Origin of the sequence: Arthrobacter cheniae (assembly GCF_003602275.1) — a bacterium.
Lineage (GTDB): Bacteria > Actinomycetota > Actinomycetes > Actinomycetales > Micrococcaceae > Arthrobacter_D > Arthrobacter_D cheniae.
Map to the genome: position 1 here is coordinate 1 of NZ_QZVT01000003.1, position 12,096 is coordinate 12,096.

9 protein-coding genes are annotated in these 12,096 nt (G+C 68.9%); 2 read left to right on the forward strand and 7 right to left on the reverse strand.

Annotation, left to right across the window (positions count from 1 at the left end; translation table 11 throughout):
* Positions 1-208: 208 nt before the first annotated feature.
* Genes tyrS through D6T63_RS05715 form a run of 4 tightly spaced genes read right to left on the reverse strand, consistent with a single transcriptional unit; the run spans position 209 to position 5,089 of the window.
* A complete protein-coding gene (gene tyrS, locus D6T63_RS05700; RefSeq protein WP_120148068.1) occupies positions 209-1,531 on the reverse strand; it encodes a tyrosine--tRNA ligase in 1,323 nt (440 codons plus the stop codon).
* A 12-nt stretch (positions 1,532-1,543) separates the two neighbouring features.
* Entirely contained in the window at positions 1,544-3,796 is a 2,253-nt protein-coding gene (locus tag D6T63_RS05705) for a HelD family protein (protein ID WP_120148069.1), read from the reverse strand.
* 37 nt (positions 3,797-3,833) lie between these two features.
* The gene (locus tag D6T63_RS05710; protein ID WP_120148432.1) at positions 3,834-4,415 is read right to left on the reverse strand and encodes an adenine phosphoribosyltransferase; all 582 of its coding nucleotides are present in this window, start codon (positions 4,413-4,415) and stop codon (positions 3,834-3,836) included.
* 29 nt (positions 4,416-4,444) lie between these two features.
* Positions 4,445-5,089, reverse strand: a complete 645-nt coding sequence (locus tag D6T63_RS05715) for a DNA-3-methyladenine glycosylase (protein ID WP_235830577.1) — start codon at positions 5,087-5,089, stop codon at positions 4,445-4,447.
* A gap of 93 nt (positions 5,090-5,182) precedes the next feature.
* Here D6T63_RS05715 and D6T63_RS05720 point away from each other — a divergent pair, with 93 nt between their 5' ends.
* Both D6T63_RS05720 and D6T63_RS05725 read left to right on the forward strand, forming a co-directional pair.
* A complete protein-coding gene (locus D6T63_RS05720) occupies positions 5,183-6,763 on the forward strand; it encodes an AlkA N-terminal domain-containing protein (RefSeq protein ID WP_120148070.1) in 1,581 nt (526 codons plus the stop codon).
* Positions 6,760-7,314 (forward strand): methylated-DNA--[protein]-cysteine S-methyltransferase, encoded by a 555-nt coding sequence (locus tag D6T63_RS05725; RefSeq protein WP_120148071.1) that lies wholly within the window; start codon positions 6,760-6,762, stop codon positions 7,312-7,314. The genes D6T63_RS05720 and D6T63_RS05725 overlap by 4 nt, the downstream gene beginning before the upstream one ends.
* 12 nt (positions 7,315-7,326) lie before the next feature.
* On the opposite strand, the gene D6T63_RS05730 is transcribed toward D6T63_RS05725, so the two are convergent.
* The 3 genes from D6T63_RS05730 to D6T63_RS05740 form a co-directional block, all read right to left on the reverse strand.
* Positions 7,327-9,195 (reverse strand): ABC transporter ATP-binding protein, encoded by a 1,869-nt coding sequence (locus tag D6T63_RS05730; RefSeq protein ID WP_120148434.1) that lies wholly within the window; start codon positions 9,193-9,195, stop codon positions 7,327-7,329.
* Positions 9,196-9,378: 183 nt separating this feature from the next.
* Positions 9,379-10,890 carry an argininosuccinate lyase gene (gene argH / locus D6T63_RS05735; protein ID WP_120148072.1) on the reverse strand — a complete coding sequence of 504 codons (1,512 nt, stop codon included), beginning with the start codon at positions 10,888-10,890 and terminating at the stop codon, positions 9,379-9,381.
* Complete coding sequence (locus tag D6T63_RS05740) at positions 10,890-12,092, reverse strand: argininosuccinate synthase (RefSeq protein WP_120148073.1); 1,203 nt, start codon at positions 12,090-12,092, stop codon at positions 10,890-10,892. The genes argH and D6T63_RS05740 overlap by 1 nt, the downstream gene beginning before the upstream one ends.
* Positions 12,093-12,096 lie beyond the last annotated feature (4 nt).

Here is a 12,096-nt window from a genome sequence, read left to right on the forward strand (position 1 = left end):
ACACGCCGGAACAACATCAACTTCATCAAAGGGGGATTGTCACCCACACCGGGGCAACTCCATAACTATACGACCACCCCACCCCCACCACCAAATCAACCCACACCCCCAGCAGGAGACCCGCGAACGGCGCGAGAAACAGCGCGAGCCGGCACCCACCCGGAGGAAGGTGCCGGCTCGCGTCGCCGCCGAAGACGGAACGTGCCGATCAGCCGAGGTCGAGCATGGCCAGGTTCCGCTTGCCACGACGAACCAGCAGGTAACGCCCGTGCAGGAGGTCGTCCTCCCCGACGGTGTGGTCGGCGTCGGAGATCTTCGCGTTGTTCACGTAGGCCCCGCCTTCGGCAACCGTCCGACGAGCAGCCGAATTGCTGGGCGACAGCCCGGACGCAACCAGGAGGTCCACGATCCCGAGAGCGTCCCTCGAGGTCGGAACGGAGTCGAGTTCGGCCGTAGCTGCCTGAAGTGTCACGAGATCGAGGGCTGCAAGGTCGCCCTGCCCGAAGAGGGCTGCGGACGCCGCGATCACCTTGTCGGTTGCGTCGGGCCCATGGACGAGCGAGGTCACGTCGTAAGCAAGGGCACGCTGGGCTGCCCTCGCCTGGGGCCGTTCCACTGTTGCCTGCTCGAGCTCCTCGATCTCCGCCCGGGTGCGGAACGTGAAGATGCGCAGCCGCTCGGCGACGTCGGCGTCGGAGGTGTTGAGCCAGAACTGGAACATGGCGTAAGGGCTCGTCATCGCCGCGTCGAGCCAGATCGCGTTCCCCTCGCTCTTGCCGAACTTGGTACCGTCCGAGTTCGTGATCAACGGCGTGCCGATCGCGTGGACGCCCTTGCCCTCCACCTTCCGCACGAGCTCGGTGCCACTGGTCAGGTTGCCCCACTGGTCGGAGCCGCCGGTCTGGAGGACGCAGCCGTAGTCACGGAACAGCTGCAGGTAGTCCATGCCCTGCAGGATCTGGTAGCTGAACTCGGTGTAGCTGATGCCCTCGTCGGAGTTCAGTCGCTTGGACACCGTCTCCTTCTTGATCATCGTGCCCACACGGAAGTACTTGCCGACGTCGCGCAGGAAGTCGATGACGCTCATCGGCCCGGTCCAGTCGAGGTTGTTGACCATGCGTGCAGCGTTCCCACCCTCGAAGTCGAGGAACTTCTGCACCTGGCCCTGGAGGTAGCCGACCCACTCCGCGACGGTTTCCTTCGTGTTCATGGTCCGCTCCGCCGTCGGGCGTGGATCTCCGACGAGACCCGTCGATCCTCCGACCAGGCCCAGGGGCCGGTGACCGGCCAGTTGGAGGCGGCGCATCGTCAGGAGCTGCACGAGGTTGCCGAGGTGCAGGCTGGGAGCGGTGGGGTCGAACCCGCAGTAGAAGGTGATCGGCGAACCGGCCAGCAGTTCCTTCAACTCACCTTCATCGGTGGACACATAGATCAGCCCACGCCACACGAGCTCGTCGTAGATATCGTCGAACGACGGATCGTTGCGTTGGCCTTGGAGGCCACTGACCGGGGTACCTGTTTGCTGGGACACCCCTTCAAATTATCAGCCGGCGATACCAGCGGGAATTTCGCCCGATGAGATGACGCGGAGACGCTGCGTCGGCCGGGTCATTGCGACGTAAAGATCTCCGACCCTTGCAGTCGCGGAATCGAGCATCTCTTGGGGCTCGAGGATGACGACGCCGTCGAACTCCAGGCCCTTCGACTCCCGCGGGCTGATGACCACGATGTCCTGTCCGGGCCCACCGGCACCGGTACCGACGCGATCGCGGTACTCGGGCGCCAGCGCCGCACGGACGTCGGGCAGCAGCCGCTCGGGCGCGATGACGGCCAGCAGACCGCCGTCGATCGCGGCCAGTTCCTCGGGCATCGCGCGCACCAGGGACTGCACGAGGTCCTGCACTGTGTCGAGGACGGGCGAGAATCGGCCCTCCCGGACGGCTTTCGGCGCGGAAACGACAAGCCCGGCGGCGTTGGCCATCCGCACGGCGGCTTCCGCGATCTGCGAAGGCGTCCTGTAGTTGACCGTCAGCTCCTCCAGCTGCCACCGCTCCCCCACGAACGGCTCGAGTGCCTGCTGCCAGGACCTGGAGCCGGCGGCCGAACTGGTCTGCGCGATGTCTCCGACGATCGTGAAGGACTTGAGGGGGCACCGCCTCATGAGCAGGCGCCACTGCATCGGGGACAGCTCCTGCGCCTCGTCGACGACGATGTGCCCGTAGGCCCAGGTGCGGTCGCCCGACGCGCGGTCCGCCGCGGACAGTCGCGTCACAGAGACGGCGTTGTGCTGCGCCAGGTCCTCGGCCGTGAGCACACCGTCCACACCGGAGTCCTCGAGCGACGCGTTGACGTTCTCGAGGGTGCGCTCGGCATTGGCGAGATCGCGCTTCTGCTCCTGCTCCCGGGCGGCGGTGTCACGTCCTGCCGACACATCGAGGTCCCCCAGCAGCTCCGCCGCCTCATCGAGCAACGGCACATCAGCCTCGGTCCACGGAGCGTCGACGGGCCGGAGCAGTGCTGCCAGTTCGGCGTCGCTCAGCGTGGGTGCGGCTGCGCGCAGCAGTTCGGGACGGGAGAACAGCTCCGACACGAGCTTCTGCGGTGTGAGCGGCATCCACGCGAGATTCAGCGCTATCCGCACGTCCCGCGAACTGCGGACGTCTTCCGCGAGATAGGACCGGTCCGCGTTGTTGCCGCCGCCCGACGACTCTTCGAGCTTGTCCAGCAACTGCTCGGTGAGTTCACGCAGCAGGATCTTGACGAAGGTGACGCGGGCTTCGTTGTGGGGTTTGCCGGTGGCGCGGGCACGTTCGCGCGCGCGAGCCACCTGGCGCGGAGTCAGCGTCAGCATCGTCCCCTCGACGTTCAGGCGCTTGTTCTCGGCGGGCACACGCTCCCGGTTGGCAACGGCCGTGCGGATGACCTCCGCCATCCCGATGCGGCCCTTGAGGGCGGCTGCCTCCTCGCTGGTTTCCTGCACCGTCGCGATCCCCGGCATGAGCGTGCCGATACCCGCCATGACGACGCCGGTCTCGCCGAGGGACGGCAGCACGCGCTCGATGTACTTCATGAAGGCGTCCGTCGGCCCGACCAGCAGGACTCCGGCGGACTTCAGCCGATCACGGTGGGTATACAGCAGGTAGGCGGCACGGTGGAGTGCAACGGCGGTCTTTCCTGTGCCTGGTCCGCCCTGCACGACGGTGACGCCCGGCAGGGGCGCGCGAATGATGCGGTCCTGTTCTGCCTGGATGGTGCCGACGATGTCGGACATCTGGCCGGTACGCCGCGAGTTCAGGGCCGCGAGCAGGGCACCCTCGCCCTGCAGGGAATCGTCGTCGCCGAGCAGGTCGGCGTCCAGCACATCGTCCTCGATGGCGACCACGTCGCGCCGCGACAGGATGAGGTGCCGACGGCGTCGGACGCCCATGCGCTCGAAGGCCGTGGCCTGGTAGAACGTGCCCGCCTCCGGTGCGCGCCAGTCGACCATCAGCTGCCGAAGGTCTTCATCCGAGAGTCCGATACGCCCGATGTACCGCTTGTTCCCGCTGTCGAGATCCAACCGCCCGAAGACGAGCCGGTCATCGACAGCGTTCAGCTGGGCGAGGCGGTCCTCGTACATGGTGGCGAAGGCATCGCGCTCGGACCGGTTCTGGTGGGACCCTGCTGCCTGGGTGCGCCGGACGTCGGCGAGCTGCTCGGCTTTCTCGGCCCGGAGATCATCGAGGCGGCGGTACAGGCCGTCGACGTAGTCGCGCTCGCCTTGCAGCTCGGCTTTGGCCTGGGACGTCTCGTGCATCGGAAACTTCCTTCCAGAAAAAGGCGGACCGTCAAGTCTAGCGCGGCGCGGGCCGTACGATCTCCAGCGCGTGCACCGTACGGCCTGCCAGGGCGGTGCGTCCGCCAAGAGCGCCGAGTTCGAGAACCACTCCGCATCCGACGACGGCGGCACCTGCCCTGTCGAGCAACGCACACGCCGCGGCGAGCGTTCCACCCGTGGCAAGGACGTCGTCGAGCACCAGGACGCGGGCCCCGGCGGGCAGGTCCGACTGGTGGATCTCGAGCGCAGCCTGCCCGTACTCGAGGTCGTACGACTCGCTGTACACGGCCCGCGGCAGCTTGCCCGCCTTGCGGATGGTGACGACGCCTGTGCCGGTCGCGTAGGCGACCGCGGCAGCCAGCAGGAAGCCGCGAGCCTCGACTCCGGCGACGGCGTCGAAGGTTCCGGCGAAAGGCTCGGAGATGGCGTCGACAACTGCGTGGAAGGCCTCGGCGTCGGAGAAGACGGGGGTGAGGTCGCGGAACAGGATGCCCGGTGACGGGAAATCAGGGACGACGGCAGTCAGGCGGCCGAGCGCTTCTCTCGCTCGGAGAGCGAGCGCTGATGTTCCTCCTTGTGCGGCCGTTCCCGCAGCCAGGGTTCCGTCGGCATCCGTTTCGCTGTTCTTCACGGATCAACCTTACGGGCTGCGCGTGGTTTGCCCGGCCGGTAGCGGGACACCGTGGGGTCGTCCGGCAACCAGAAACGCCACGGGTACTCCCCGGTTCCGGCGGCACCACTCACACCGACGCGCGGCCCCCGTCGGACCTCCCGGGGAGGCTCCGTGGGCAGGACGAGCCGGAAGGGGTGCGCCAGAGCGTCAGCGCCGTCGAACCGACGGTCGAGTCCCAGCGCCTGGGCGAGCCGCGCAGGGCCGCGCGCGAGATCGAGGTCCGACGCCGGATGGGAGCGGCGCCCGCGCGCGAGATCCACCCCCTCGACGATCTCCCCGGCGCGCAGCAGGAGTCCCGTGGCCCACCCCTGGGTTCCGCAGACGATGTTGGCGCAGTAGTGCATTCCGTAGGTGAAATAGACATAGATGTGCCCCGCAGGGCCGAACATGGTCGCGTTCCGCGCGGTCTGCCCACGGAACGCGTGCGAGCCGGGGTCGTCGGCACCAAGGTAGGCCTCCACCTCGGTGACCCGGACCGAGACTCGGCCGTCGTCGGAGTGGTGCGTCAGGTGCGCACCGAGGAGCCAGGGAGCGACGTCGAGCGCACTGCCTGCCAGCTTCTCCCTGACGCCCGGGTCCGTGCCGTTGTGCTCGATCACGCATCGACCGTAGCAAACGGGCACCTCCCGATGTCCTGCCGTCGTGTCCGAATCCCGCTAGTAGGACCCTGCGCGGGGTGACAGGATGACGGCATGGACTTCTGGCAGCAGTACCGGGCGATCGACGCCCGCGACGTGCGCTTCGACGGACAGTTCGTGACTGCCGTCTCGAGCACGGGCATCTACTGCCGGCCCTCCTGCCCGGCACGAACGCCGAAGCCCGCCAACGTGACCTTCTACCGGACGTCCGCCGCAGCGCACGACGCCGGCTACCGTGCGTGCAAACGTTGCCTGCCCGAGGCCGTGCCGGGCGACCCCGCGTGGAATCTCCGCAGCGACGCCGCCGCGCGGGCGATGCGGCTCATCGCGGACGGCGAGGTGGACCGGACGGGCGTCGGGGGTCTCGCGTCGCGTCTCGGCTACTCCCCGAGGCACCTGAACCGAATCCTCAGGGAGGAACTGGGCGCAGGCGCGCTCGCGCTCGCCCGGGCGCACCGCGCACAGACGGCGCGGACCCTGCTCACGGCGTCACCCCTGCGGTTCGCGGACGTGGCCTTCGCTGCGGGGTTCGGCAGCATCCGCCAGTTCAACGACACCGTGCAGCAGGTCTTCGACCTCACGCCCAGTCAGCTCCGACACGCATCACGGCAGGTTTCCCAGGGGAGGCAGGATGCAGATACCGACGGCACGCCACGTGGCGGACCCGTCCGGCTCTCCCTCTTCCTACCCGTGCGGCTGCCCTACGACAACGGCATCTTCCGGTTCCTGGCGGCGCGGGCCGTGGCCGGCGTCGAACGGGGGGACGAATCGACGTACGAGCGGCTCCTCCGGCTGCCCGCCGGATCCGCCTGGTTCGGAGCGAGCTCCGTCGAGCGACGCGGCACCGGGCAGGCTGCGCTACCGGTGACGGTCTCTGTTGCCGGCCTCGGGGATCTCCCCGCGCTTCTCAGCCGGATCCGGCGGCTGTTCGACCTGGACGCGGATCCCGTGGCCATCGACGCCGTGCTCGCTCGCAGCCCCTCCTTCGCCGACCTCACTGCGTCGGTCCCCGGCCTGCGCCTCCCGGGATCGCTGGATCCGCACGAGACACTGATCAGGGCGATCGCCGGGCACCAGGACCCGGTCGCCACGGCGACGACATCCTTCGGCCGCCTCGCAGCGTCGGGCCCGCCGGTCGACGTCCCGGGCACCTCGCTCACCCGGACGTTCCCGTCGGCCCAGGACCTTGCCGACGCTCCCGAACCGCTGATGCCGGGCCCACGCCGACGCAACGACGCCCTTCGGGCCGCAGCTGCGAAGCTGGCGAGTGGAGACCTTCCACTCGGTGTCGGATCGGATCCGGCCGCACTGCGTGCGGACCTGCTCGACCTGGACGGCGTGGATCCCTGGATCGCCGATTATGTGGCGATGCGCGTCCTCGGGCACCCCGACATCCACCTTTCCTCCGATGCCGCTGTCCTCAGTGGCTGGTCGGAGGTCGGCCGGCAAGGCACCGGCCTCGACGAGGCCATGGACGCCGTCCGTCCGTGGCGTTCCTATGCGACCGCGCATCTCTGGCGAGCCGCCGACGGCATCGACCGGGCCGAAGCACGTGCCGGCTCTCCCCGACGTCAGCGCCTGGCTCCCCACCCACGTACCCACTCGCCCTCCATCGAACGGACGACCACGCCATGACCGCATCACCCATAGCACCCGCTGCTCCCCCTTTCCTGCGGGGTACCACCACCACCACCATCGACACACCCGACGGCGCCTTCACGATGATCGAGGCGGAGGGAACGGTGCTGGCGTCAGGATGGACGGACCTCGTCGACGAGTTGACGGGACAGATCCACCCGAGTATCCGGTCGGCGGAGTTCGATCCGGCTGCGTCGGCCGTGCAGCCGATCCTGGACGCCGTCGCCCGCTATTACGACGGCGACTTCGACGCGATCAGGACGGTGCCGGTGCGGCAGGTCTCGGGCCCCTTCCGGACCCACGCGTGGGACGTGCTGCGGGGCGTCGAACCGGGCGCACCCGTGACCTACCTGCAGTACGCCGAGCGGGCGGGGAACCCCACCGCCATCCGGGCCGCGGCGGCAGCCTGCGCGAAGAACGCCGCAGCACTCTTCGTACCCTGCCACCGCATCATCCGGACCGACGGCACGCTTGGCGGGTTCCGCTGGGGATTGGCACTCAAGCAGCGTCTGCTGGATCGGGAGGGCGGGCGCCTGCCGGTGGCCTGATCCGAGGCGGAATCAGGCATGCGCGACGAGCCGCTGCCGGGCCGCCATGTCCCGGTACAGGTCACTGGTGTCCAGCAGCTGCTCATGCGTGCCGACGGCGGAGACCTGTCCCTGGTCCAGCACGACGATCTGGTCGAAGTCGGCGACGGTCGACAGGCGGTGCGCGACGACGACGACCGTACGGTCGCGCGACGCCTCCCCCAGCGTCTGCTGCAGCAGCTGCTCCGTCCGCGAGTCGACGGCCGATGTCGGCTCGTCCATCAGCAGCACGGGCCGGTCGGCGAGGATGACACGTGCCCAGGCGAGGCGTTGCCGCTGCCCGCCGGAGAGACGGATGCCGTCCTCCCCGAGGTTGAGCTCGAGTCCGTCGTCGGACCGATCGCCGAGCTCGTCCAGACCGACGGCGGCGAGGACATGGCGCAGCTGCTCGTCCGTGGCGTCGGGCGCTGCCAGGCGCAGATTGTCCGCGAGGGTCCCGCTGAGGACCGGCGCTTCCTGCTCCACGAGGCCGATGCGGGAGCGGAGTTCCGACCGCGGTATCTGCGACAGTGCGGCGCCGTCGAGGGTGATCCCGCCACCCGTCGGTTCGTAGAAGCGTTCCAGCAGGGCCAGCACGGTGGACTTCCCGGCGCCCGACGGCCCCACAAGCGCCGTCCGGCTTCCGGCAGGGACCGTGAAGCTGACGCCGTCGAGGACGAGCTGTCCGCCGTCGCCGATCGGGTCCTGACGCTCCGAGCTCTGATGATCGCTCGTCGGACTGGTGGGACGGGACGGCCCGGATGCACGCGACACCTCGTCGGCGTCGTCCTCCGCCACGGCGTACCTGAAACTCACGTCGCGGAGCTCGATCGTGCCGCTGTTGGTCGCGCCGGCGGGGCGCTCGCCGCTGACGGACGCGGGATGTTCCTCGTCCCGGCGCTCCGGCTCGAGCCTGGCGATCTCCTGAATCCTGTCCAGCGCCGCGAGACCGGACTGGATCTGGACGAAGGCGCTCATGGCGGAACCGATGGGCATGACGAGGAGGAAGAGATAGAGGATGAAGGCGATGAGGTCACCAAGCTGCAGCTCACCTGCGGCGACACGGATACCACCCACGGCGAGTACGACGATGGACGCACCCTGGACGCAGATGGACATGATGGGCTGCACGGCGGCCTGGAGGCGGGCCATCGCGATACCGGCACGGAACGCCTTGGTGGCTTCGACGTCGATCACCGCGCCCTCGCGCTCCTCCGCGACCGACGCCTTGATGGTGCGGATGCCGGAGAGCCCGCGTTCGACGGCGGCGGTCATTGAGCCGACGGCGTCCTGCACGTCCCGGCTGCGCGTGCGGATCAGACGCCCGAGGAACAGGACGCCACCGGCGCCCAGCAGGACGGCAGTCAGCGTGATGCCGAACAGCAGCGGGTCGATCAGCACCATCAGGACGACGGCGGCGCAGAACATGAGGATCGAGGACACGATCTCGAAGAGGCCCGACGTGATGACGCTGCGCATCAGGGTCGTGTCCGAGCCGACGCGGGACATCAGGTCCCCGACGCGCCGACGGTCGAACTCGCGGATGGGCAGGGCCAGCAACTGCCCGACGAGTGAGCGTCGGACGCCGAGGACGACGGACTCAGCCGTCCTCAGCAGGAGGTAGGACTGCGCGGCCCCGAAGACGGCACCACCCAGGGTGATGGCGACGAGGAACCAGACGAAGACCGTGGCGGGCTCGCTCGCGGACACCGCGTTGACGAGCTGTTGCACCATCAGCGGCTGGGCGATCGAGAGGCCGGTCGAGATCAGGGAGACGACGGCGACCAGGACGAGGACGCGGACGTGGCCCCTGAGGTAGGGGAAGAACTCCCGCAGGGTGGCGCGCTGGGCGATGGGCTGCATGATCACACCCTGCGCCGGGCTCCCCGACGTGTCAAAGGACTTCGCGACAGGCGTAGCAGGCGCCCCGGTGCCGTTCCCCGTCCGCGGTTCGCCTCGAAGGCAGTACCCGACTGCCACCAGGACGCACCTACCGATCAGACGTGCAGCGTGGTTCCTGCGATGGAACCACGCCGCACCGACTCCTCACGCCCCTGCGTACGCCGCGACGTCGTCCAGCTCGGACTTCAGCGCGCCGAGCTGGCGCCGGACAGCCGCCGGAGCAGTGCCGCCCTGTGCGTCCCGGCTCGCCAGCGATCCTTCGACCGTCAGGACCTCGCGCACCGCGGGCGTGAGTTGCGCCGAGATGCCGGCGAACTCCTCGTCGGTGAGGTCCCACAGCTCTACGCCGCGCTGCTCGGCGACGCGGACCGCCGCGCCCGAGAGCTCGTGCGCCTCGCGGAACGGGACGCCCTGCCGGACGAGCCATTCGGCGATATCGGTGGCCAGCGCAAAACCCTGGGGCGCAAGTGCCGCCATCCGCTCCGTGTTGAACACGAGCGTCGCGATCATGCCGGAGACCGCGGGGAGCAGGACCTCGAGCGTGTCGATGGCGTCGAACACCGGCTCCTTGTCCTCCTGCAGATCGCGGTTGTAGGCAAGCGGCATGCCCTTGAGGGTCGCCAGCAGTCCTGTCAGGTCACCGATCAGGCGTCCTGCCTTGCCACGCGCGAGTTCGGCGACGTCGGGGTTCTTCTTCTGGGGCATGATCGACGAGCCGGTGGAGAACGCGTCGTCGAGCGTCACGAAAGAGAATTCCTTGGTAGCCCAGATGATAATCTCCTCGCTCACCCGGGACAGATCGACGCCGATCATCGCCGTCACCCACGCGAACTCCGCGTAGACGTCCCGCGAGGCGGTGCCGTCGATGGAGTTGTGCGTGGCCGAGAAGAAGCCGAGATCCGCGGCCACGGCCTCCGGGTCGAGGCCCAGGGACGAACCGGCGAGGGCACCGGACCCGTACGGTGAGACCCCTGCGCGACGATCCCAGTCCTGGAGCCGCTGCACATCACGCAGCAGGGCCCAGGCATGGGCCAGCAGATGGTGGCTCAGCAGCACCGGCTGCGCATGCTGGAGATGCGTGCGCCCGGGCATGGGCGCCTCGAGGTGCGCCTCCGCCTGGTCGACGAGGGCGGCGATCGTCGCGAGGACACCCTGCGCGACGATCCTTGCGTGATCGCGCAGGTACATGCGTCCCAGCGTTGCCACCTGGTCGTTGCGTGAGCGTCCGGCGCGCAGCTTGCCGCCGAGTGCCGGCCCTGCGCGCTCAATCAGGCCGCGCTCCAGGGAGCCGTGCACGTCCTCATCACTCTCCGCGGGAAGGTAGGCACCCGATCGCACATCGGCATCGAGGCCGTCCAGTGCCTCGAGCATCCCCGCCAGCTCGGCGTCGTCCAGCAGGCCCGCCCGGTTCAGCACCCGGGCGTGCGCGCGGGAACCCTCGATGTCGTACGTCGCGAGCCGCCAGTCGAAGTGCGTCGACTTGCTGAGGGCTGCGAGGGCGTCGGCGGGACCGCCGGCGAACCGGCCACCCCAGAGCGAACCCTCGTTCGTCCCCGAACGCCCGCCTACCTCGCTCCGCTCGCCCGGGGACCCCTGCGTCCGTGGGCCCACCGAACTGCGCCCCGCGGAGAAGCCGCCGTCGTGCGCTGGAGCCATCAGGCGCCCGCCCGCTGGTCCCGGCTGGAGGCCACCTTGGAGGACAGGCCGAAGATCTCGATGAAGCCGCGGGCCATCGACTGGTCGAAGGTGTCGCCGGAGTCGTAGGTGGCGAGGTTGAAGTCGTACAGGGCGACGTCGGAGCGACGGCCTGTGACGGTCGCGCGGCCACCATGGAGGTCCATGCGGATATCGCCGGTGACGTACTTCTGCGTGTCGTCGACGAAGGTGTCGAGTGAACGCTTCAGCGGGGAGAACCACTGGCCGTCGTACACCAGTTCGGTCCAGCGCTGGTCGACGGTCTTCTTGAAGCGGGCCTGCTCGCGCTCGATCGTGACGTTCTCGAGTTCGCGGTGCGCGGCGATGAGGGCCATGGCGCCAGGCGCCTCGTAGATCTCGCGGCTCTTGATGCCGACCAGGCGGTCCTCGACGATGTCGATCCGGCCGATGCCCTGGGCTCCGGCCCGGCGGTTCAGCTCCTCGATGGCCTGCAGCGGCGTGACGGTGTTGCCGTCGATGGCGACCGGGATGCCCTCCTTGAAGGAGATGATGACCTCGTCCGCGGCGGGAGGGAACTCGGGGGACTCGGTGTAGTCGTAGACGTCCTTGGTGGGCGCATTCCAGATGTCCTCGAGGAAGCCCGTCTCGACCGCACGGCCCCAGACGTTCTGGTCGATGGAGAACGGGTTCTTCTTCGTGGTCTCGATCGGCAGGCCCTTCTCCTCGGCGAAGGCGATGGCCTTGTCACGCGTGAGGGCGAGGTCGCGGACGGGCGCGATGCACTTCAGGTCCGGGCCGAGCGTCTGGATGCCGACTTCGAAACGCACCTGGTCGTTGCCCTTGCCGGTGCAGCCGTGCGACACGGTGGTGGCGCCGAACTGGCGTGCGGCCGCGACGAGGTGCTTCACGATGACGGGACGCGACAGGGCGGACACCAGGGGGTACGCGTCCATGTACAGGGCGTTGGTCTTCAGCGCGGGCATGCAGTAGTCGGTGGCGAATTCCTCGCGGGCGTCGGCCACGTAGGCCTCGACGGCGCCGCAGCCGAGCGCGCGCTGGCGGATGGTCTCGAGCGATTCGCCGCCCTGTCCGACGTCGACCGCTACCGCGATCACCTCGGCTCCGGTGGCTTCGGCGATCCAGCCGATGGCGACGGAGGTGTCGAGTCCGCCTGAGTAGGCGAGGACGATGCGTTCTGTCACGGGA